We start from the raw sequence: 21315 nt of genomic DNA on the forward strand, positions 1-21315 counted from the left end.
TCGGTGTACCGGCAGTGGTGTGCTCGGAGTGCCAGAAGTAGCGACCACCAGGAGGTCTGTCCATGACTGCCCATTCGATGATCTCGAGCCTGCGCCACATCCTCGCGGGCCTGGACGCCGCGGCCCGCATTCGTCACGGAGTCCCCGTTCCGCCGACCCACCTCGCGCGCGCAACGCAGGGCACCTCGCCGCAGCTCACTCCTCCGATCCGTTCCGATCCGGGTCGTCCTGACCCGACTGCTGCTGCGGCATAGCCCCTCCCACGTGCACGCAACGTATGCGCGTCAGCGAGCGCGGACCGCTCACCGCACGTAGGGCCCTCAGTGATGACCGGGTCGGTATGCATCGCGCGGTGCGTGGATCCATGCGGCGGGCTCCTCACGTGGTTGCCGCGGCCTGTCGCCGCGTGATTTCCCTCTCGTCAAGTTCGACGCGGCCAACACCCGAACGGTTCCCTCTCGCATCGAATACGTCGCCGTGACCCCGGCACGCTGCGCGACAATAGGACAATGGAGAGAGCACGACGTACAGAAGCGGGAGAGGAGCGTCACGATGAGCACCCCGACGACCACCCCCGGGGCGGTCCGGCCCGAGCAGGATTGCCCGGACGGCTCGACCCTGGTCACGTTGCAGTACCAGCGGGTCGTCGTCTGCTCGCTCGGTGAGGTGTGGGCAGCCCTGACCGACCCCGAATCGCTCTCGCGCTGGTACGGCACCTACACCGGCGACCCCACGACGGGATGGATTCGACTGACGATGACCGACCAGCACGACACCAGCACCACCGATGTGCGGGTGGTGAAATGCACTCCCCCGACGGGATTCGTCGTCGATATCGACGGATGGTTGCTCGAGGTGGCATTGCATTCGGTCGGTCAGGTCACCACCGTCGAGTTCCTCCATCGACACGTCCCACGGTCGCAGATCGGGGAGATCGGTCCGGGCTGGCAGTACTACCTCGACCGGTTCGAGGCCGCGTTGGCCGGGTCCCGGCTCCCACGGTGGGACGAGTATCCGGATCTCGCCGACGAATACCGGTGACTCCTGAGACCTCACTGCTGAGAGATCATCGCTGGGACAGCACTGACATCACTGCAGGTCGATCTCGCTGAGCTTCAACGCCAGGTACCGACGTTCGGGCGCGGTACCGGCGAGGTCCAATGCGCGCCGGTAGAACTCGGCGGCCTCGCCGTGGCGTCCGAGACGGTGCAGCAGTTCGGCCCGGGCCGCGGAATACGGGTGGTGCTCGCGCAGGGCCGGTTCCCCGGCCAGATCCTCGAGCTGGGCGAGTCCCGCAGCGGGGCCGTCGCGCATCGCGACAGCCACTGCGCGGTTCAACGCGACGATCGGAGACGGCGCCAGTGCGCGCAGAACGTCGTACAGCGCCACGATCTGAGGCCAGTCGGTCTGGTCGGCTCGCTCCGAGTCGTCGTGTACCGCCGCGATCGCTGCCTGCACGGCGTAAGGGCCGGGACGGCCACCGGTCAACGCATCTCCGACGAGACCCCGACCTTCGTCGATCATCGCTCCGTCCCATCGGGTGCGGTCCTGGTCGGCGAGCAACACCAGCGCACCCGTCGAGTCGGTGCGTGCCTCGCGACGAGCATGCACGAGCAGGACCAGCGCGAGAAGGCCGGTCACTTCGCGTTCAGACGGCATCAGCCGGTGCAGGATCCGGGCCAGACGGATCGCTTCCTCCGCGAGGTCGAGGCGCTGCAGTGCGTCTCCGGAGCTGGCCGCGTATCCCTCGGTGAAGATCGAGTACACGGCGCTGAGCACCACCGGCAACCGCTCGGACAGCTCGTCGCGTCGCGGCACACGGAACGGGATGCGGGCATCGCGGATCTTTTTCTTGGCCCGCACGATCCGCTGGGCCATGGTCTTGTGCGGGACGAGGAAGGCACGCGCGACCTCGCCTGTACTCAGTCCGGCGAGACACCGCAGGATCAACGCGATGCGGTCGTCCGGCGACAAGGCCGGATGCGCGCACGCGAAGAAGAGTTCGAGCCGGTCGTCGGGCAGGTCGTCGCCGACGGGAATCGGCCCGGGTTCGGATCTCTCGGCTTCCACCGCGAGGATCGCCAACCGATCGGCGTATGTGCGATCGCGGCGGAGGCGATCGAGGGCGCGCCTCCGCGCCGTGGTGAGCAACCACGCGCCGGGCCGGTCCGGGACTCCGTCCACCGGCCAGTGCCTCAATGCCGCTTCGACGGCCTCGGAAGCGACTTCCTCCGCGAGGTCGAGATCGCCGAACCGGTGGACGAGTGCCGCGAGCAGCCGACCGTGTTCCTCCCGGAACACCGCCCCGACCCGTAGCGCGGTGTCGGCAGAGGTGCCCGGGTCGGTCACGGCGCTACGCCCCGAACTCCGCGATGGGTCGCACCACGACCCGGCCGCCGTCGCGCGAACCGGGACAACGCGCCGCCCAGTCGAGTGCGACGTCGAGGTTCGGCACGTCGATGACGTCGTATCCTCCGAGCACCTCGCGGCTCTCCGCGAACGGCCCATCGGTGACACTGCGGCGGCCGTCGGCGTCGACCTGGACGGAGGTGGCGGTGACGAGGTCTTCGAGGGCATGTCCGGAGACGAGAACTCCCGCCTCCTTCAGCTCCTTGTCGTATTGCTGCCAGTCCTCGAAGTCGCAGGTGGGCTCGACGTCGGAGCCGGTATCTGCGTAGATCATCAACATGTACTTCACGGCGGTTCTCCTGTGTGGGAATGTGCGGCCGGGTTGCCGCACATGATGACGACGATCGGACTCGCTTCGAATCGACACACCACCGGATGATTCTTTCGCGGGAATCTCAACCGCTGTTGCGCAGCGCGGTGGCCAGTCCGTTCATGGTGAGTTGAATGCCGCGCCTGACCTCATCGGTGTCCTCACCGCCACGATATCGCCGCAACAGTTCGACCTGCAGGTGGTTGAGCGGTTCGAGATACGGGAACCGGTTGTGCAGCGACCGTTCCAGCGCGGGATTGTCGGCGACCAGCGAGTCGTATCCGGTGATCTGCAGGTACACCCGCACGGTGCGTTCGTGTTCGGTGACGATCCGGTCGAACACCCGCTCGCGGAGCGCTTCGTCCTCCACGAGTTCCGAATAGCGGGCAGCCAGCCCCAGATCCGATTTGGCCATGACCTGCGCCATGTTCGACAGCACGGACCGGAAGAACGGCCACCGACGGTAGAGGTCCTGCAGCGTCGACAGCCGTTCGGGGTCGTCGCCGATCCATTCCGTGACGGCACTTCCCGTGCCGTACCAACCGGGCAGCATGACGCGGGATTGGGTCCAGGCAAGCACCCACGGGATGGCGCGCAGGTCGGCGATCGCTTCGGTCGGCTTGCGGGACGCCGGACGGCTCCCGATGTTCAGATCACCGATCTCCGCGACAGGGGTCGAGGTGGTGAAGTACTCGACGAAACCCGGAGTGTCGTGCACCAGATCCCGGTAGGCGCGGTGGGCGAGTTCGGCCAACTCGTCGAAGACCCGGTACGCCGCGGGAGCATCGGTGCCGAGACCTTCGACGTCGAGTAGCGTGGATTCGAGCGTGGCCGCGACAAGCGCCTCGAGGTTACGTCGGGCCAGAACGGGATCGCGGTACTTCGCGGAGATCACCTCGCCCTGTTCGGTCAAGCGCAGCGCCCCGTTCACCGCACCCGGTGGTTGCGCGAGGATCGCGTCGTAACTCGGCCCGCCCCCGCGACCGACAGTGCCGCCCCGGCCGTGGAACAAGCGCAACCGGATACCCGTGGCGTGTGCCGCATCCACCAGGTCGAGTTCGGCCCGGTACAGCGCCCAGTTCGCGGCGAGATATCCACCGTCCTTGTTCGAGTCCGAATAGCCGAGCATCACTTCCTGCACGCCGTCGTGGGCGTCGACGAGGCTTCGGAACTCCGGGAGAGCGAGCGCCGCAGTCAGGGTGGCGGCTCCCCCGCGTAAATCCTCGATGGTCTCGAACAGAGGGATGACCTGCACCGTGCAGCGCGGATAGCCCGCGTCGAGGTCGAGTAGCCCGACCTCCTTGAGCAGCACCTCCACTTCGAGCAGGTCCGAGACAGACGTGCACATGCTGATGATGTAGTGCTCGATCGCCGCGGGACCGATACGACGCACTGCGGCCGCAGCAGCGCGGAGGATCGCGAGTTCCTTCGCGGTCTCCTCGGTCAAGAGTGCCTCTGGTGTGGTCAGTGGTCGACGGATGCGCAGTTCCGCGGAAAGCAACGCGATACGGGCGTCCTCGTCGAGGTCCGCGTAGCCGTCGGTCACACCCGCCCAAGCGAACAGTTCTGCCACGACACGTTCATGGACCTCCGAGTTCTGGCGCAGGTCCAGCGGGGCGAGGTGGAATCCGTACACCTCGACGGCGCCGCGGAGCCGAGCCAGGCGATCGTCGGCGATCACGGCACTGCCGGCGCCGCGCAGTGATGCGTCGAGGACTCCGAGATCGGCGAGCAGTTGAGCCGGTGTCTCGTAGCCCACGCGCCCGTCGTCGACGATGCCTGCCAGTTCGATTCCAGGGTGCAGGCGCGCCGCGGTCGCGGACAGCCGGCCGCGGATCCCGTGGATCGCGCGTCGGTACGGTTCGTCGCGGTGAGCAGGGTCGTTGTCGCCGGAGCCGTCCGCGAGCGCGCTCAGTCGTTCGGTGACCGGAGTGATCCGGCCGGACATCGACAGTTCGCGTTCGAGCGCGGCGAGTTCGCCGAGGTGGTGGCGCAGGGCCGTGGCGCTCGCGCGGTCACAGGCCGTCGCCACGACATCGGCGTCGACGTTGGGGTTTCCGTCGCGGTCGCCGCCGATCCACGATCCGGGCCGCACGAGTGGCTGCGTGAGGATCGCCGCGCCGGGCCAGCGACGTCGTAGTTCGCGGCGGACCTCTGTGTTGAGTTCGGGGACGACGTCGAACAGCGCAAGCTCGTAGTACCGCAGACCGTTCTCGATCTCGTCGCTGATCCGTAACCGGGACAACCGGATCAACGCCGTCTGCCACAACGTCAGGATCTGGCGCTGCAGGTCTTGGTCGAGTGCCTCACGAGCACGCGGGTCGACGGTGTACTCCCTGCGACGCATGAGATCAGCGACGGCGCTCTGCACGTCGAAGACGGTGCGGCGGCGGGTTTCGGTCGGATGTGCGGTGACGACGGGAGCGACGAGCGCGGCGGCGAGTGCATAGGCGACGGTCTCGGGGTCGAGATGCGCTGCGTCGAGCCTGGTGTAGGTCGCGGCGAGAGAACTGTCCGGAGCCGGGTCGCCGGCGCGCACGTGGACGGCGCGACGGCGTTCGCGGTGGAGGTCTTCAGCGAGGTTTGCCAGCAACGCGAAGTGGCTGAACGCGCGCACCACCGGGATCGCGTCGGCGGTCGGGACCGCGGCGAGGCGCGCGGCCAGTTCGGGGCGTTCCAGCTCGGAACGTCGGATCTGGAAGCTGGCGACACGCGCAGCTTCGACGAGATCGAAGATCTCGTCGCCCGCGTGGTCTCGGACGACGGTGCCGAGCATGCCGCCGAGCAGTCGGATGTCGTCGCGGAGCGGTTCGGTGGCCGAAGCCGGAGCGGGGTCGGTCATGGAGCCCAGTATCCGGGGCCGGCGGCGGCTCCGCGACCGCTACAGCGTCAGCTGAACTTGATCTGCAATCCGATGCCGAGAATCGAGATGACCCAGATGATGCCGACGAACAGGGTCACCCGGTCGAGGTTCTTCTCCGCGACGGTCGAGCCGGACAGGCTCGACTGGACTCCGCCACCGAACAGGCTCGACAGGCCGCCGCCTTTTGCGCGGTGCAGCAGCACCAGCAGGATCAACAGGAGGCTGGTGGCGATCAGCAGGATGTCCAGGAACAGTGCCATGTCGGTGTTCGGTGCCCTTCGGCTGGTGGGTGACGTCGGGAGTCAGCTTACCCGGTGACCGGATGCGTGCGGATTCCCGGCCCCGCCGCCATCCGAGTTGTCCATCCGTGGCCACCCACTCTACAAGAATTCAGTTCTCAATTCGAGAGTACACATTCTCGAAGTTTGGAATTATGTTCGCACAGAACCAATCACCGAGCGGAAGGACCCCGCGTGTCCGATTCTCAGAGCACAACCCCGAGCCGCCGCGCCACACATTTCACTGCCGCGTTCGCGTTGTCCTGCGCCCTCGCGTTTCCCGGCGCCCTCGCGTTTCCCGGCGCCGTCGCCGTCGCGGCCCCGCTCGACGTGCCCGGTGGATCGACCGGATACAGCGCGCCCGGTATATCCGCGTCCACCCCAGCGCCCCGCCTCACATCCGTGGACAACTTCCGGGATGTGGCCGGCCCCGACGGCGGCTATCCGGCCGCATTCGGACTCCACGTGCAGCCGGGTGTGTTCTATCGGTCGAATGCACTGGCCACCAGTGATGCCGATGCCGCGATACTCGACACCCTGCGACTCTCCGCGGTATACGACCTGCGCACCGATTCCGAGGTCGCAGACAAGCCCGACAGAGTCCCCGCCGGTGCCGCCTATGTGCGCCATCCCTTGTTGTCCGGAAATCTGAGTGCGGCCTCCGATCTGAAAACACCCGACGATGCGCGCGAGTTCATGAGAGGAATCAACCGTTCCTTCGTCACAGACCCCGTGGTGCGCGCTGAACTCGGCGCGATGCTCAACGAGTTCGCCTCCACCGGCGGCCCTCAGCTCTTCCATTGCACGGAAGGAAAGGATCGGGCGGGCTGGACTGCTGCGATGCTCCTGTCCCTGGTCGGAGTCGACCGTGAAACGGTGTACACCGACTACCTGCTCACCAACGAGTATTCGGCCGAACGTGTCGACGCGACGCTCGCCGCGGCCGCAGAGGCCCGCGGACCCGAGAAAGCCGCCGTGTACGCCCCGATGCTGGGAGTGGAGCGAGAATTCCTCGAAGCCGGATTCGATCAGCTCGAAGCGGATTACGGCACCGTGCACAACTACCTGCTCACCGGCCTGGGTCTGAGTCCCCAGACGATCGCCGCCCTGTCCGCAAAGCTCGTCGCCTGACCAGACCGGCGACGAAAGCGCCTGTGGGCGTGGGATCCTAACCCCACGCCCACAGGCGTCACTACTGCGCCGCCGTCAGAGCAGCGGGCCACCCGCTGCGATCGCCGACAGCTGCGCGAACTCGTCGGCCTTGAGCGACGCACCTCCGACGAGACCACCGTCGACGTCGGGCTGAGCGATGAGCTCACCGACGTTCTTGGCGTTGACGGAACCGCCGTAGAGGACGCGGACGGATGCCGCAATCTCGGGCGAGGCGAGCTCGGCGACGGTGGCGCGCACCGCCGCACACACTTCCTGAGCGTCGGCGGCCGAGGCTACCTTGCCCGTGCCGATGGCCCAGACCGGCTCGTACGCAACGACGATCTTTGCGATGTCGTCCGCGGACAGACCTGCGAGCGAACCCTTCAGCTGCTCGACGTTGTACGCGACGTGGTTGCCCGCCTCGCGGATGTCGAGGCCCTCACCGATGCACACGATCGGTGTCAAGCCGTACTCGAGCGCAGCCTTGGCCTTGTCGCGGACGATCTCGTCGGTTTCACCGTGCAGGGTGCGCCGCTCGGAATGCCCGACGACCACGTAGGTGCAGCCGAGCTTGGCGAGCATCGCACCGGAGATCTCCCCGGTGTAGGCGCCGGAACCATGGGCCGACACATCCTGCGCACCGTAGGTGAGCCCGATCTTGTCGCCCTCGATCAGGGTCTGCACCGAACGGATGTCGGTGAACGGCGGGATGACCGTGACGTCCACCTTCTCGAGGTACTTGTCCGGCAGGGTGAACGCGATCTTCTGCACCAGAGCGATGGCCTCGAGGTGATTGAGATTCATCTTCCAGTTGCCCGCGATGAGCGGCTTACGTGCCATCCCTCAGCCCTCCAGAACTGCGATACCGGGCAGTTCCTTGCCCTCGAGGTATTCGAGGGAGGCACCGCCACCGGTGGAGATGTGCGAGAACCCGTCCTCGGGCAGACCCAACTGGCGCACAGCCGCGGCCGAGTCGCCGCCACCGACGACACTGAACGCGCCCTTGCCGGTGGCCTCGACGATGGCCTCGGCGACCCCCTTGGTGCCCGCGGCGAACTTCTCGAACTCGAACACGCCCATCGGGCCGTTCCAGAACACCGTACGTGCCGAGGTGAGCAGCGACGCGAACCGCTGCACCGACTCCGGTCCGATGTCCAGACCCATCCAGCCGTCGGGAATCTCGGAGACCGGGACCGTCTTCGATTCGGCGTCGGCAGAGAAGCTGTCGGCCACGATCACGTCCTGTGGGATGTGCAGGACGTCGGCGTACCGGTCGAGCAGGCCCTTACAGGTGTCGATCATCGACTCCTCGAGCAACGAGGTTCCCACCGAAATGCCCTGTGCAGCGAGGAATGTGAAGCACATTCCGCCACCGATGACGAGGGTGTCGACCTTCGGCGCGAGCGCCTCGATCACGGCGAGCTTGTCGGAGACCTTCGACCCGCCGAGCACGACCGCGTACGGACGTTCGGTGTCGGTGGTGAGCTTGGCCAGCACCTCCACCTCCGCAGCGACGAGGCCACCCGCGTAGTGCGGGAGCAGCTTCGCCACGTCGTACACCGATGCCTGCGCACGGTGCACCACGCCGAAACCGTCGGAGACGAACGCGCCGTCGTCGCCGACGAGTTCGACGAGCTCACGTGCAAGCGCCTGACGCTGTGCTTCGTCCTTGCTGGTCTCGCGCGGATCGAAGCGGATGTTCTCGAGCAGGAGGATATCGCCGTCGGTCAGGCCCTCCGAGCGGGCCAGGGCGTCCTGCCCGACGACATCGCCGGCGAGCTGGACGTTGCGGCCGAGCACCTCACCGAGCTTCGCGGCGACGGGCGCCAGCGAGAACTTCGGGTCGGGTTCGCCCTTGGGGCGGCCCAGGTGCGCCGTCACGACGACCTTGGCGCCGGCCTCTGCGAGCGCCTTGATCGTGGGCGCCGACGCGAGGATGCGACCGGGATCGGTGATCGTCTCGCCGTCCAGGGGGACGTTGAGGTCGGAGCGCACCAGCACGCCACGACCCTCTACCCCGGCGTCGAGCAGATCCTTCAGGGTCTGAACTGCCACTGTTCGGGTGTCCTGTTCGATGTGAGGTGTCAGAGGGACTTGCCGACGAGACCGATGAGGTCGGCCAGGCGGTTGGAGTAGCCCCACTCGTTGTCGTACCAGGACACGATCTTGACCTGATCTTCGATGACCTTGGTCAGCGGCGCGTCGAAGATGGACGAATGCGGGTCTGTGACGATATCCGACGACACGATCGGGTCGGTGTTGTACTTGAGGATGCCCTCGAGCGGGCCTTCCGCGGCAGCCTTCATCGCAGCGTTGATCTCGTCGACAGACGCGGACTTACGCAGGTTCGCGGTGAGGTCGGTGACCGAACCCGTGGGGATCGGCACTCGCAGCGCGTAGCCGTCGAGCTTGCCGAGCAACTGCGGGAGGACGAGGCCGATGGCCTTGGCTGCGCCCGTGCCGGTGGGCACGACGTTGATGGCGGCGGCACGGGCGCGACGCAGATCCTTGTGCGGTGCGTCCTGCAGGTTCTGATCCTGCGTGTAGGCGTGGACCGTCGTCATCAGACCCTTCTCGATGCCGAACTCGTCATCGAGGACCTTGGCGATGGGGCCGAGGCAGTTGGTGGTGCATGAGGCGTTCGAGATGATGTTCTGCGTGCCGTCGTACTTGTCGTCGTTGACGCCCATGACGATGGTGATGTCCTCGTCGGTGGCGGGCGCGGAGATGATGACCTTCTTGGCGCCGGCATCGAGGTGACCCTTCGCCTTGGCAGCGTTGGTGAAGATACCGGTGGACTCGACGACGACGTCGACACCCAGGTCGCCCCACGGAAGAGCCGCCGGGCCTTCCTTGATCGACAGTGCCTTGATCTTCTGGTCGCCGACGACGATGAAGTCGTCCTCGACACGCACGTCCTTGTCGAGGCGACCCAGGATCGAGTCGTACTTCAGGAGCGTCGCCAGGGTGTCGTTGTCGGTGAGGTCGTTGACCGCGACGATCTCGATGTCCGTGGTGCCGAGCGCCTTCTGCGCCTCGACGGCACGGAAGAAGTTACGTCCGATACGACCGAAGCCGTTCACGCCTACGCGGACAGTCACAGTGAAGCTCCTTTGCCCAGAATTTGAGATGATTGTGCTGGTGTGACCACTACCCTAATGTGCGTGGCTCACCGCGTGGGATCCGCCCTTGCGTGGCACGGATCACCACTTCAGAGTGACGCGCTAGGCCTCCTCGAGCAACTCCGCGGTCACTGCCGACTCCGTGTCGGGAACTCCGAGTTCCTTCGCACGGCGATCGGCCATCGACAGCAGCCGCCTGATCCGACCGGCAACCGCGTCCTTGGTCATCGGCGGATCTGCGAGCTGACCGAGTTCCTCGAGCGACGCCTGTCGGTGCTGCACCCGCAGCGTGCCGGCCGCAGCGAGATGGTCCGGGACGTCGGCACCGAGGATCGCCAGAGCCCGCTCGACCCGCGCAGCCGCCGCGACTGCGGCGCGCGCCGACCGCCGCAGATTCGCGTCGTCGAAGTTCGCGAGCCGGTTGGCCGTCGCGCGCACCTCGCGGCGCATGCGACGCTCTTCCCAGGTCAAACGGGTGTCTTGGGCACCCATGTGGGTGAGCAGCGCACCGATGGCCTCACCGTCGCGGATCACGACGCGGTCGGCGCCGCGCACTTCACGCGCCTTCGCGGTGATGCCGAGCCGGCGGGCAGCACCCACTAGTGCGAGCGCCGCCTCCGGCCCGGGGCAGCTGACCTCGAGTGCGGAGGACCGTCCCGGTTCGGTGAGCGAACCGTGCGCGAGGAACGCACCGCGCCACGCTGCAGCGGCATCGGACACACTGCCGCCGACCACCTGCGCCGGTAGACCTCGCACCGGCCGGCCGCGACTGTCGAGCAGCCCGGTCTGCCGAGCGAGCGCCTCACCGTCCTTCCCGACCCGCACGACGTAGCGCGAGCTCTTGCGGAGCCCGCCGGCACCGAGAACGAGCACCTCCGCCTGATAGCCGTACAACTCGAAGATCTCCTTGCGCAGCCGCCGCGCGATCGACCCGAGGTCGGCCTCGGCCTCGACGACGACGCGACCCGCGACGATGTGCAGACCGCCTGCGAACCGCAGCAACGACGACACCTCTGCCTTGCGGTTGCTGGTGCGGGTGACGACGAGCCTGCTCAGCTCGTCCTTGACCTCCGCTGTCATTGCCACGAGACGATCTCCCTTCCGCCACCGCCCACGGAACTGCTGCGTCCGTGTGGCCTGGTCAGATACTGTCCGAGCGCCCTCGCCAACTTGGCGGGGTCGTGCCGATGAGTGCCCGTCTCGGCAACGTCGACGAAGTCGACCGCGGCACCGAATCCGGTCGCGGCGCGGCGAAGATGCTCACGTTCGCGCCCGGCGGGTACCGATGCCGCGTCGACGACGACGTTGTCGACACGGAAGTCCGGCGCGTGCTGCGCCAGGACATGCAGATGCCGTTCCGCGGAGAACCCGGCGGTTTCTCCAGGTTCGGCCGCGAGATTGAGTACCAGCACTTTGCGCGCGCTCGTGTGGATCAGTGCATCGAACAGCTCCGGCACCAGCACGTGCGGGATGACACTGGAGAACCACGAGCCCGGCCCGAGGACCACCAGGTCGGCATCGCATACCGCGTCGAGCGCGTCGGAGCTGGCCGGCGGATTGGCCGGGATCAAGCGGACACGTCGCACTTTGCCGGGGGTCGTCGCGACCGCGACCTGCCCGCGGATGCATCGGCTGGCCCGCGGATCGGATTCGAGTCCGGAAACGTCGGCTTCGATGTCGAGCGCGATCGGTGACATGGGCAGTACGCGACCGCGCACCTGCAGCAATCTCCCCACGGTGTCGAGGGCTGCGGTGGTGTCGCCCAGCACCTCGGTCAGGCCCGCGAGGATCAGATTGCCCACCGAGTGCCCGGCCAGAGCTCCGGTACCGCCGAAGCGGTGCTGCACCGTTTCTGTCCAGATACCCACCTCGGGGTCGTTGCCTGACATCGCGGCGAGCGCCATACGCAGGTCGCCGGGCGGGATCACTCCGAGCTCGGCGCGCAGCCGCCCCGACGACCCGCCGTCGTCGGCGACGGTGACGACGGCCGTGACCCGGTCCGTGAGCCGACGCACGGCGCGCAGCGTCGCGAACAGGCCGTGTCCGCCGCCGAGGGCCGTGATCGCGGGACCGCTGGGCGAGTCCCCGAGATAGGTGCTCACTCGCGCCCCAGATCACGGTGCACGACATGCACATCGAGTCCGGGTTCGCCGCTCAGACGACCGGCCAGGGCTTCGGTCATCGCGACGCTGCGGTGCTTGCCGCCGGTGCAACCCACCGCGATCGTCATGTAGCGCTTGCCTTCGCGCCGGTAACCGGCCGTCGTCAGTTCGAGCATCCGCTGATAGCTGTCGAGGAATTCCGGTGCGCTCTCGTGGGCCAGGACGTAATCGCGCACCGGCGCGTCTCGACCGGTCTGCGGACGCAGTTCGGGAACCCAGTGAGGGTTCGGGAGGAAGCGCACATCGCATACGAGGTCGGAGTCCATCGGCAGACCGTACTTGAAACCGAACGATTCGACGGTCACCTGGATGGTGTCGGAGGTCGCGTCTCCGAAGGCCGTTTCGATCTTTCGGCGCAGTTCCGGTCCGGTGAGCGCAGAGGTGTCCACCACGAGGTCGGCCGCAGCCTTCACAGGTGCGAGTTGCCCGCGTTCGGCCGCGATCCCGTCGATGAGAGTGCGGTCGGCGGTATCGGCCTGCAACGGGTGACTACGGCGGACCTGCTCGAATCGCCGGACGAGCACGGCGTCTGTGGCCTCGAGGAACAGCACCCGGGTGTGAACCGGCCGCGCGGCCAGTTCGTTGACGACCTGACCGAGATCACCGGTGAACAAACGGCTGCGCACATCCATGACGATGGCGAGACGCTCGAGCGGTGGATCGGCTCGGACCGCGAGATCGATCATCGAGATGACCAGCTGCGGGGGGAGATTGTCGGCAACGAACCACCCGAGGTCCTCGAGCGCGGTGGCCGCGGTACTCATGCCGGCCCCGGACAATCCGGTGATGATGATCACCTCGGCGCGGCGAGAGGCACCGTTTTCACTCGACTCCATGGTGTCTCTACCAACATCCGTCATTGCTGCGACTCCGCTCGTACTTCCGACACGCCGACGGTGCCATCATTGCCCACCGGTGTGTCTCCTGCATCCGAGTCGGGTTCCGGAGGCGAGTCGGAGGGGGACGTCGAAGCGCCGTCGGACGACTCGCCGCGCAGTGCATCGTGCACGGTCTGCGCGGTCGCGCGGCCGATCCCCGGGACTGCCGTGATCTCCTCGACAGAGGCCTCACGCAGCTTCGCGACCGATCCGAAATACATTACGAGTGCCTTGCGACGTGTATCACCCAGACCGCGGATCCCGTCCAGCGCCGATGCCGTCATCCGCTGCGAGCGTTTGCTGCGGTGGAACGTGATCGCGAAACGGTGCGCCTCGTCGCGGACCCGCTGCAGCAGGTACAACGACTCGCTCGCCCGCGGCAGGATCACCGGATCGTCCTCACCCGGCACCCAAACCTCCTCGAGGCGCTTGGCGAGACCGATCACGGCGACATCGGTGATGCCGAGGTCGTCGAGGACTTCAGCGGCCGCCGCCACCTGCGGCGCACCACCGTCCACCACATACAAGTTCGGTGGATACGCGAAACGGCGCGGTCGGCCCGTGACCGGGTCGAGCGCGGCCTCCGGCGCGGCATCGCCGCCGTCTGCACCGTCCTCACCGATCACGGCGTGTGCGGTGTCGCGGTTGTGCCGGAGGAACCGACGGCGAGTGACCTCGGCGATCGAACCGACATCGTCGGATCGACCCTCACCGGCGGCCTCCTTGATCGCGTACCGCCGATAGTCGGATTTGCGGGGCAGTCCGTCTTCGAAGACCACCAGCGAGGCGACGACATCCGTACCCTGCACATGGCTGATGTCCACGCACTCGATGCGCAGGGGCGCCGAGTCGAGGTCGAGAGCTTCCTGGATGCCCTGCAGCGCCGCCGATCGTGCGGTGAAATCGCCCGCCCGCCGCAGTTTGTGCTGGGTCAACGCTTCCTTCGCGTTGCGCAGGACCGTCTCGGCGAGTGCCTTCTTGTCGCCGCGCTGCGGTACGCGCAGCCGCACCGGTCCGCCGCGGAGCCCGGACAGCCAGCGGCTCATCTCGTCCGGGTCGGGCGGCAGCGCCGGAACGAGTACTTCGCGCGGCACCGCGCTTGCGGCGCGCTCGTCGTCGTCGGCGGCGGCGGTGAGCGCGACCTCCTCCCCGTAGAACTGGGTGAGGAACTGTTCGACGAGCAGTGACAACTCTTCGTCGCGATCGGCGTCGTCGGATCCGGACGGCCGTGCGTCGCGATCCGCCGGCCGATCGACGACGTCGCCGGACTTCTCGACGACCCAGCCTCGCTGACCGCGAACGCGGCCGCCGCGCACGTGGAACACCTGGACGGCGACCTCGAGTTCGTCGCCGGCGAACGCGACAAGATCGGCGTCTGTTCCGTCACCGAGTACCACGGCCTGCTTCTCGAGCGCCTTCCGCAACGCGCCGAGATCGTCACGCAGGCGTGCCGCGAGCTCGAAGTCGAGTTCTGCGGAGGCAGCGTGCATGCGAGTCTCGACGTCACGGACGAGCCGGTCGGTGCGGCCGGCGAGGAAATCGCAGAAGTCGTCGACGATCCGGCGGTGTTCGTCGGCGTCGACCCGGCCGATACAGGGGGCCGAGCACTTGTCGATGTAGCCGAGCAGGCACGGCCGCCCGATCTGCGAGTGCCGTTTGAAGACGCCGGCCGAGCAGGTGCGGGCCGGGAACACCCGGAGCAGCAAGTCTAGGGTCTCCCGGATCGCCCACGCATGGGAGTAGGGGCCGAAGTAACGCACGCCCTTGCGTCGGGGACCGCGATAGACGAACAGACGCGGAAACTTCTCCCCCACGCTGACGGCGAGCATCGGATACGTCTTGTCGTCGCGGTACCGCACGTTGAAACGCGGATCGAATTCCTTGATCCAGTTGTACTCGAGCTGCAGCGCCTCGACTTCGGTGCGCACCACCGTCCACTCGACGCTGCCGGCGGTGGTGACCATCTGCCGGGTACGCGGGTGCAACGAGGAGACGTCGGCGAAGTACGAGTTCAATCGTGAACGCAGACTCTTGGCCTTGCCGACATAGATGACGCGGCCGTGTGGGTCGCGGAATTTGTACACCCCCGGCTCCGTGGGAACGGTGCCGGGGGCGGGGCGGTATGTCGAGGGGTCGGGCACGACGTCCAGGCTAGTCTTCTGTTCCGACACCCCGGCCGTAGCGTGCTTCGATCTCGCGATAGCGTTCCAAGGCGTCGACAGCGCCTGCACCGTCGCGGGCCTGCACCGCGACCACCGCCAGATACTCGTCGTCGGGAAGCTCGAGATGAGCCCACGGCGCATCGTGCGGGAACGAGATGCCGTGCACCTGATCCCAGCCGAAATGCTTTTCCTGGAACATGTTCCGAACTGCGACACCGCTCGCGCCCGCGCGCAGTCGCGGTCGAGTGAAGAGCAGTACCCCGGATGCGACCACGAGGCCGATCATGACCATCGCGATCTGGTCGGCGACGCGCAGGTGCACACCGGTGTCGCCGCCCGCCCGCAGAACGACGGCGGCGCCGATGTGTCCGACCACCAGGAACCCGGCGATGATCTGCGCTGCCAGGGTCATCTTGCGGGCACGGACGTCGAGTTCCCACTGTGTATCGGTTGCTGCAGTCACGGCGTGGCGCTCCGGAGTCGACGCAAGGTGACCGCGGCGTCCAGTGCGGCCGCGCACGCCTGTCCGCCCTTGTCCTCGACCGAATCGGGCAGCCCCGCTCGATCGAGTGCTTGCTGCTCGGTATCGGTGGTGAGCACACCGTTGCCCACCGGGGTGCCTTCGTCGAGGGCAATCCGCGTCAACCCGTAGGTCACCGCGTCGCACACATACTCGAAGTGCGGGGTCCCGCCGCGGATCACGACACCCACCGCGACCACGGCATCGTGGGTGCGGGCGAGTTGCTGCGCGACCACGGGCAGTTCGATCGCGCCGGCGACACGCTCGACGGTGATGTCGGTGATCCCGACATCCACCGCGACTCGCTGCGCCCCTGCGATGAGCGCATCGGAGAGCGCAGTGTGCCAGCGTCCCGCGACGATCGCCAGGCTCAGCCCGGCGGCGTCCGCGAGTTGCAGGTCGGGCAGTCCTTCACCGCTCATCAGGCGTCACCGGCCTCGTAGTCGTCGAGCCCGATCAGGTCGTGCCCCATCCGGTCGCGTTTGGTACGCAGGTAGGTGAGATTCTCGGCGTTGGCGCGCAGCGGCATCGGGACACGCTCGGTGATCTGCAGGCCGTATCCGTCCAATCCGACCCGCTTGGCCGGATTGTTGGTCAGCAACCGCATCGACCCGATACCGAGATCGACGAGGATCTGCGCGCCGATGCCGTAGTCGCGAGCATCGGCGGGCAACCCGAGTTCCAGGTTGGCGTCGACGGTGTCGGAACCGGCGTCCTGCAGTTGATAGGCCTGCAGCTTGTGCATCAGGCCGATGCCGCGACCCTCGTGGCCACGCATGTAGAGCACGACGCCGCGACCTTCCGCCGCCACCATCTCGAGTGCCGCGTCGAGCTGCGGTCCGCAATCGCAGCGCAGCGATCCGAACACGTCACCGGTGAGGCATTCGGAGTGCACGCGCACGAGCACGTCGGCACCGTCACCGTCGGGTCCGGCGAGGTCGCCGCGGACGAGCGCGACGTGCTCGACCTCGTCGTAGATGCTCTGGTAGCCGACCGCGGTGAAATCACCGTGGCGGGTGGGGATTCGCGCCTCGGCGACACGCACCACATGCTTCTCGTGCTTACGGCGCCATGCGATGAGATCCGCGATGGAGATCAGCGCGAGGTCGTGTTCATCGGCGAACACCCGCAGCTCGTCGGTGCGGGCCATGTGGCCCTCGTCCTTCTGCGAGACGATCTCGCAGATCACACCGGCAGGACGCAGATCCGCCATCCGGGCGAGGTCGACAGCGGCCTCGGTGTGGCCTGGACGTCGCAGCACGCCGCCCTCTTTGGCGCGCAACGGTACGACATGGCCCGGACGCGTGAAGTCCAGCACGGTCGAATCGGGGTCAGCGAGCAGCCGCATGGTGGTGGCACGATCGGACGCCGAGATTCCGGTGCCGATGCCTTCCTTCGCGTCGACCGTGACGGTGTACGCGGTGCCGTGCTTGTCCTGATTCGTGGAGTACATCGGGGGCAGACCGAGCCGGTCGCAGTCGTCGCCGTCGAGCGGCACACACAGATAACCGGAGGTGTAGCGCACCATGAACGCCACGAGTTCGGGAGTGGCCTTCTCCGCTGCGAAGATGAGGTCGCCCTCGTTTTCACGGTCTTCGTCGTCGACCACGACGACCGCCTTACCGGCGGCGATGTCGGCGACCGCGCGCTCGATGGTGTCGAACCTCGTCACTTGCCCTGACTCCAAATCTTCTAGTCGGACGACTCGTGCTTCGCGTCCACTGTCCTGTTCCACAGTACGACCTCTCATCGAGCGTTCTGCAGTCGCTCCACGTACTTTGCGATCACGTCGACCTCGAGGTTGACGGTGGTACCCGGCTCGGCGCCACCGAGTGTGGTCAGCGACAACGTCGTCGGAATCAGCGAGATCTCGAACCATTCGTCGCCGGGCTCGCCGCCGAGCGCCGACACCGTCAGCGACACACCGTCGACCGTGATCGACCCCTTCTCGACGACATACCGGGCGATGCTCGCGGGCAACGAAATCCGGACCACCGTCCAGTTCTCGGACGGCGTGCGGGAGAGCACGGATCCGGTGCCGTCGACGTGCCCTTGAACGATGTGACCGCCGAGCCGGCTGTTCACCGCCGCCGCGCGTTCGAGGTTGACGCGGCTGCCCGCAGCCAGATTCTCGAGGCTCGAGCGGTTCAGTGTCTCCTGCATCACGTCCGCAGTGAACGAGTCGGTGTCGACCACATCGACGACGGTCAGGCACACCCCGTTGACCGCGATCGAGTCGCCATGTTTGGCGTCGGTGGTCACCACCGGTCCCCGAACAGTGAATCGAGCGGCATCCGCGAGGTCTTCGCGCGCCACGATTTCACCCAGTTCTTCCACGATGCCGGTGAACACGTTCGGCTCCTTCACTCCCGGCCAGGGACCGGGCTCATCAGTCCCGCTCCGGGACCAGGGTCATCAGGACATCAGCGCCGACAGTCTCGATACGCTCCCGACGAAACCGTAGCGCCTCGGCGATCGTCGCGACGCCCGCGTCCTGCACTGCCGCGCTTCCGGCACCGAGCACGATGGGCGCGATGTACGCCTGGACACGGTCGACGCGGCCAGCAGCGAGGAACGCGCCGGCGAGACGTGGACCGCCCTCGATGAGCACATCGGGGTGGTCGGTGAGCGCCGCCAGGACCTCGTCGATGTCGTGAGTGCGCAGAACGAGGGTGGGTGCGCTGTCGTCGAGGACCCGCGCATCGGTGGGGATGTCGCTGAACCCGACGACCACCCGCAGGGGCTGATGCGGCGCGAGGTCGCCGTCGGGCAGGCGCGCGGTCAGCCACGGGTCGTCGGCGAGGACGGTGCCTGTGCCCACAACGATCGCGTCGAGCCGGCTGCGCTCGTCGTGCACCCGTGAGCGGGCGTCCGAGCCGGAGATCCACTGGCTGGTGCCGTCGGCGGCCGCGCTGCGTCCGTCGAGCCCGGCCGCGTACTTCCAGGTCACGTGGGGACGGCCGGTGCGTTGACGGTGCAGCCACGCACGCAGGGGGCCATGGGCGACGGCGTCCGCTCCGAGCCCCTCGTGAACCGTGATCCCGGCCGCACGCAGGGTGTCGGCACCGCCTCCGGCGACCGGGTTGGGATCGGCGATCGCATAGTGGACGGTCGCGATGCCGGCGTCGATCAGAGCGTGCGCGCACGGACCGGTGCGACCGGTGTGGTTGCAGGGTTCGAGGGTGACGACAGCGGTCCCACCGCGCGCCCTTTCTCCGGCGGCCGCGAGGGCGCGCACTTCGGCGTGGGGACCGCCGAGCGGTGCGGTGGACCCGACCCCGGCGATACGACCGTCCGCGTCGAGAATCGTCGCTCCTACCGGCGGGTTGGGGCTCGTCGTCCCGCGAACTGCTTCCGCCGCGTCGAGCGCGAACTGCAGGGCTTCGGCGAGTTCCGGTGCGGTCACGGTGCGGGAGTCAGGTGCGCTGAAGCCTTGGCTGCCTGCGCACGCAGTTTCCGTACTGCTTCACCCGGATCCTCTGCCCCGTAGACCGCGGAGCCGGCGACGAAACAGTCGACGCCGGCCTCGGCGGCGGCTTCGATGGTGTCCGCGTTGATCCCACCGTCGATCTCGACGAGCAGGCGAAGCTCACCGGAATCCACCAACCGCCGCACGGCCCGAGCCTTACCGAGTACGTCGGGGATGAAGGATTGACCGCCGAATCCGGGCTCGACGCTCATCACGAGGAGGGTGTCGAATTCCTTCAGGATCTCGAGGTACGGCTCGATGGGGGTACCCGGCTTGACGGACAGTCCGGCCTTCCCACCGGCCGCGCGGATGTCCCGGGCGACCGCGACCGGATCGTCGGTCGCCTCGGCGTGGAACGTGACGTTGTGCGCGCCTGCCTCCGCGTACGGCGGCGCCCACCTGCCCGGATCTTCGATCATCAGGTGGCAGTCGAGGGGAATCTCGGTCGCTTTCAGCAACGATTGCACGATCGGCAGGCCGAGGGTCAAGTTCGGCACGAAATGCGCGTCCATGACATCGACATGCAGCCAGTCGGCGCCGGCGACGGCCTGGGCCTCGTCGGCAAGGCGTGCGAAATCCGCGGACAGAATGGAGGGGGCAATCATCGGGTGGGCCACGTCAGCCGAGTCTAGTGCGCGCGGTGATGTCCGTGTCCGTGCGGGCAGCATACCGAATCGGGGACTTTCTGCCCTGGTCAGCGCGCCGACGGAATGGTTCGCTGGAGGAAGGTCACGGCACTGTGCCCGCTACCACGGGTAATCCGCCGAACTCGGCGAGGTGCCATGGGTCCTTGTCACCGCGCCTCTCGGTCGCGGTCACCTCAGCGCCGCAGGGGGGTGCTCCGGTGATCGCGACCGCGGCGCAGTCGCGGAGGTAGCACGCTCCGCACCGAGAGTCCCACCGGTCGACGACACGACGTACAGGACATGTTCAGACCGGCACGCCGGTGTGCTGCGCACGCCCCAATCCCACCGCACGAGTGGCCTGCACCAAGGAACGGGCCGCTCGTGCGGCGAACGATTCCGACACCGGAATCCGCACCGGCCGAATCCGGCCGTTGTGGATCGCCGTGAACCGCCAGCCTTCCACCGTTCGAACTGCAACGATGGTGTTCCGGGTCAGTCGCCGTTTCGGTGGTTGCGAACGCCATGCAACAACGACCGAACCGGTGCCGTACAACAGCGCAACGTCGTCACCGAGGTGACGTATCGAGTCGATCTCCCCGACCAGGGCACTACCGAACAGCACACCTCGGAACAGCGCGTCGTGGGATTCGACCACCGACCCGCGCCCGATGATTCGGGTGCCGTCGAACGAGACATAGTCGCAATCCTCGGTGAAGCACGCGCCATAGGCTTCGGCGTCGCCGTCGGTCCACGCTCGGCACATCCGATCGAACAGACTCCTGAGCTGGTCGTCATCGGTCATGATCCTTCTCCTTGACTCTCGATATCGCTTCTGTTCGCATGATCGCGACCCGCCGGTACGAGAAATCGATGCTGCGGGAGATGAACTCGGCAATAGCGGCGAGTTCGTGATCGTCGAATCCCGCGACCAGGCCGGCAGCGTCGTCTCGGATGCTGCCGAACACCTCGACGATCTCGGGCGAGGCATCGAACACCGGACGCAGGATCTGCTTGCGCCCGTCACGAGGGTCGGGCTCACGGGTCAGGTGCCGCGCCTTCTCCAGGCGCGCGACGACCCCGGTGACAGCGCCAGTGGTCAACCCCGTGATAGCCGCCAACTCGCTGCCTGTCATCGCGCCCCTCTCGTACAGCAGATCGAGGCACTTGTGGTCGGTGGGACCGAGCCCGAGGCGTTCGGCTACAGCGTGGTGGAACAGGACAGTGGCCGTGCTCAATCGGCGGGAGAGATCACTCGTGATCACATCCGCCAGATCGTCGCGGCCGTCCCACATCGACCCGTTCACAGCTCTCCTCCCTATTTCGCTTAGCATCTAAGCTACTTGGTAAGCGTGGTCACGACAAGG

The 21315-nt window shown here is 67.0% G+C and carries 22 protein-coding genes; 3 read left to right on the forward strand and 19 right to left on the reverse strand.

The window, feature by feature from the left end:
• Positions 1 to 62: 62 nt before the first annotated feature.
• Both Q7514_RS01255 and Q7514_RS01260 read left to right on the forward strand, forming a co-directional pair.
• On the forward strand, positions 63 to 254 hold the full coding sequence (locus tag Q7514_RS01255) for a hypothetical protein (RefSeq protein WP_330131458.1): 192 nt from the start codon (positions 63 to 65) through the stop codon (positions 252 to 254).
• A gap of 298 nt (positions 255 to 552) precedes the next feature.
• Positions 553 to 1041, forward strand: coding sequence for an SRPBCC domain-containing protein (locus tag Q7514_RS01260; RefSeq protein WP_330131459.1), 489 nt, complete (start codon positions 553 to 555; stop codon positions 1039 to 1041).
• A gap of 48 nt (positions 1042 to 1089) precedes the next feature.
• Here Q7514_RS01260 and Q7514_RS01265 read toward each other — a convergent pair whose 3' ends face one another.
• From Q7514_RS01265 to secG, 4 genes are all read right to left on the reverse strand, one after another.
• Positions 1090 to 2349 carry an RNA polymerase sigma factor gene (locus Q7514_RS01265; RefSeq protein ID WP_330131460.1) on the reverse strand — a complete coding sequence of 420 codons (1260 nt, stop codon included), beginning with the start codon at positions 2347 to 2349 and terminating at the stop codon, positions 1090 to 1092.
• Positions 2350 to 2353: 4 nt separating this feature from the next.
• Positions 2354 to 2698, reverse strand: coding sequence for a YciI family protein (locus tag Q7514_RS01270; protein WP_132470039.1), 345 nt, complete (start codon positions 2696 to 2698; stop codon positions 2354 to 2356).
• 106 nt (positions 2699 to 2804) lie between these two features.
• Positions 2805 to 5561 carry a phosphoenolpyruvate carboxylase gene (gene ppc / locus Q7514_RS01275; protein ID WP_330131461.1) on the reverse strand — a complete coding sequence of 919 codons (2757 nt, stop codon included), beginning with the start codon at positions 5559 to 5561 and terminating at the stop codon, positions 2805 to 2807.
• 47 nt (positions 5562 to 5608) lie between these two features.
• Complete coding sequence (secG, locus tag Q7514_RS01280) at positions 5609 to 5842, reverse strand: preprotein translocase subunit SecG (RefSeq protein WP_054720914.1); 234 nt, start codon at positions 5840 to 5842, stop codon at positions 5609 to 5611.
• 213 nt (positions 5843 to 6055) lie between these two features.
• Between secG and Q7514_RS01285 the strand changes: the two genes are divergently transcribed.
• On the forward strand, positions 6056 to 6991 hold the full coding sequence (locus Q7514_RS01285; protein WP_330131462.1) for a tyrosine-protein phosphatase: 936 nt from the start codon (positions 6056 to 6058) through the stop codon (positions 6989 to 6991).
• A gap of 75 nt (positions 6992 to 7066) precedes the next feature.
• Here Q7514_RS01285 and tpiA read toward each other — a convergent pair whose 3' ends face one another.
• The 15 genes from tpiA to Q7514_RS01360 all read right to left on the reverse strand — a co-directional run bounded on the left by tpiA (position 7067) and on the right by Q7514_RS01360 (position 21255).
• On the reverse strand, positions 7067 to 7852 hold the full coding sequence (tpiA, locus tag Q7514_RS01290) for a triose-phosphate isomerase (RefSeq protein WP_330131463.1): 786 nt from the start codon (positions 7850 to 7852) through the stop codon (positions 7067 to 7069).
• A gap of 3 nt (positions 7853 to 7855) precedes the next feature.
• Complete coding sequence (locus tag Q7514_RS01295) at positions 7856 to 9067, reverse strand: phosphoglycerate kinase (protein ID WP_330131464.1); 1212 nt, start codon at positions 9065 to 9067, stop codon at positions 7856 to 7858.
• Positions 9068 to 9096: 29 nt separating this feature from the next.
• A complete protein-coding gene (gene gap, locus Q7514_RS01300) occupies positions 9097 to 10113 on the reverse strand; it encodes a type I glyceraldehyde-3-phosphate dehydrogenase (RefSeq protein ID WP_330131465.1) in 1017 nt (338 codons plus the stop codon).
• A gap of 123 nt (positions 10114 to 10236) precedes the next feature.
• Complete coding sequence (gene whiA, locus Q7514_RS01305; RefSeq protein ID WP_330131976.1) at positions 10237 to 11214, reverse strand: DNA-binding protein WhiA; 978 nt, start codon at positions 11212 to 11214, stop codon at positions 10237 to 10239.
• Positions 11211 to 12236 carry a gluconeogenesis factor YvcK family protein gene (locus tag Q7514_RS01310; RefSeq protein ID WP_330131466.1) on the reverse strand — a complete coding sequence of 342 codons (1026 nt, stop codon included), beginning with the start codon at positions 12234 to 12236 and terminating at the stop codon, positions 11211 to 11213. The genes whiA and Q7514_RS01310 overlap by 4 nt, the downstream gene beginning before the upstream one ends.
• Positions 12233 to 13132, reverse strand: coding sequence for an RNase adapter RapZ (gene rapZ / locus Q7514_RS01315; RefSeq protein WP_330131467.1), 900 nt, complete (start codon positions 13130 to 13132; stop codon positions 12233 to 12235). The genes Q7514_RS01310 and rapZ overlap by 4 nt, the downstream gene beginning before the upstream one ends.
• Before the next feature lie 20 nt (positions 13133 to 13152).
• Positions 13153 to 15315, reverse strand: coding sequence for an excinuclease ABC subunit UvrC (uvrC, locus tag Q7514_RS01320; RefSeq protein ID WP_330131468.1), 2163 nt, complete (start codon positions 15313 to 15315; stop codon positions 13153 to 13155).
• A 10-nt stretch (positions 15316 to 15325) separates the two neighbouring features.
• Positions 15326 to 15799 carry a PH domain-containing protein gene (locus Q7514_RS01325; RefSeq protein WP_330131469.1) on the reverse strand — a complete coding sequence of 158 codons (474 nt, stop codon included), beginning with the start codon at positions 15797 to 15799 and terminating at the stop codon, positions 15326 to 15328.
• On the reverse strand, positions 15796 to 16278 hold the full coding sequence (gene ribH / locus Q7514_RS01330) for a 6,7-dimethyl-8-ribityllumazine synthase (RefSeq protein ID WP_330131470.1): 483 nt from the start codon (positions 16276 to 16278) through the stop codon (positions 15796 to 15798). The genes Q7514_RS01325 and ribH overlap by 4 nt, the downstream gene beginning before the upstream one ends.
• Positions 16278 to 17528 (reverse strand): bifunctional 3,4-dihydroxy-2-butanone-4-phosphate synthase/GTP cyclohydrolase II, encoded by a 1251-nt coding sequence (locus Q7514_RS01335; RefSeq protein ID WP_330131471.1) that lies wholly within the window; start codon positions 17526 to 17528, stop codon positions 16278 to 16280. Before Q7514_RS01335 ends, ribH begins: the two co-directional genes overlap by 1 nt.
• 74 nt (positions 17529 to 17602) lie before the next feature.
• Entirely contained in the window at positions 17603 to 18208 is a 606-nt protein-coding gene (locus tag Q7514_RS01340) for a riboflavin synthase (protein ID WP_330131472.1), read from the reverse strand.
• A gap of 37 nt (positions 18209 to 18245) precedes the next feature.
• Complete coding sequence (gene ribD / locus Q7514_RS01345; protein WP_330131473.1) at positions 18246 to 19262, reverse strand: bifunctional diaminohydroxyphosphoribosylaminopyrimidine deaminase/5-amino-6-(5-phosphoribosylamino)uracil reductase RibD; 1017 nt, start codon at positions 19260 to 19262, stop codon at positions 18246 to 18248.
• A complete protein-coding gene (gene rpe, locus Q7514_RS01350) occupies positions 19259 to 19942 on the reverse strand; it encodes a ribulose-phosphate 3-epimerase (RefSeq protein WP_330131474.1) in 684 nt (227 codons plus the stop codon). The genes ribD and rpe overlap by 4 nt, the downstream gene beginning before the upstream one ends.
• Before the next feature lie 313 nt (positions 19943 to 20255).
• The gene (locus tag Q7514_RS01355; protein WP_330131475.1) at positions 20256 to 20753 is read right to left on the reverse strand and encodes an SgcJ/EcaC family oxidoreductase; all 498 of its coding nucleotides are present in this window, start codon (positions 20751 to 20753) and stop codon (positions 20256 to 20258) included.
• A complete protein-coding gene (locus Q7514_RS01360) occupies positions 20743 to 21255 on the reverse strand; it encodes a MarR family winged helix-turn-helix transcriptional regulator (RefSeq protein ID WP_330131476.1) in 513 nt (170 codons plus the stop codon). The genes Q7514_RS01355 and Q7514_RS01360 overlap by 11 nt, the downstream gene beginning before the upstream one ends.
• Between the last annotated feature and the right edge of the window lie 60 nt (positions 21256 to 21315).

Source organism: Rhodococcus artemisiae, assembly GCF_036327795.1.
Taxonomy (GTDB): Bacteria; Actinomycetota; Actinomycetes; order Mycobacteriales; family Mycobacteriaceae; genus Rhodococcus; species Rhodococcus artemisiae.

Excerpts from the sequence above, each read along its gene's own strand:
- Q7514_RS01255 (WP_330131458.1), top strand. The coding sequence starts at position 63 with ATGACTGCCCATTCGATGATCTCGAGCCTGCGCCACATCCTCGCGGGC.
- Q7514_RS01260 (WP_330131459.1), top strand. The coding sequence starts at position 553 with ATGAGCACCCCGACGACCACCCCCGGGGCGGTCCGGCCCGAGCAGGAT.
- ppc (WP_330131461.1), bottom strand. The coding sequence starts at position 5,561 with ATGACCGACCCCGCTCCGGCTTCGGCCACCGAACCGCTCCGCGACGAC.
- secG (WP_054720914.1), bottom strand. The coding sequence starts at position 5,842 with ATGGCACTGTTCCTGGACATCCTGCTGATCGCCACCAGCCTCCTGTTG.
- tpiA (WP_330131463.1), bottom strand. The coding sequence starts at position 7,852 with ATGGCACGTAAGCCGCTCATCGCGGGCAACTGGAAGATGAATCTCAAT.
- whiA (WP_330131976.1), bottom strand. The coding sequence starts at position 11,214 with ATGACAGCGGAGGTCAAGGACGAGCTGAGCAGGCTCGTCGTCACCCGC.
- rapZ (WP_330131467.1), bottom strand. The coding sequence starts at position 13,132 with ATGGAGTCGAGTGAAAACGGTGCCTCTCGCCGCGCCGAGGTGATCATC.
- ribH (WP_330131470.1), bottom strand. The coding sequence starts at position 16,278 with ATGAGCGGTGAAGGACTGCCCGACCTGCAACTCGCGGACGCCGCCGGG.
- Q7514_RS01355 (WP_330131475.1), bottom strand. The coding sequence starts at position 20,753 with ATGACCGATGACGACCAGCTCAGGAGTCTGTTCGATCGGATGTGCCGA.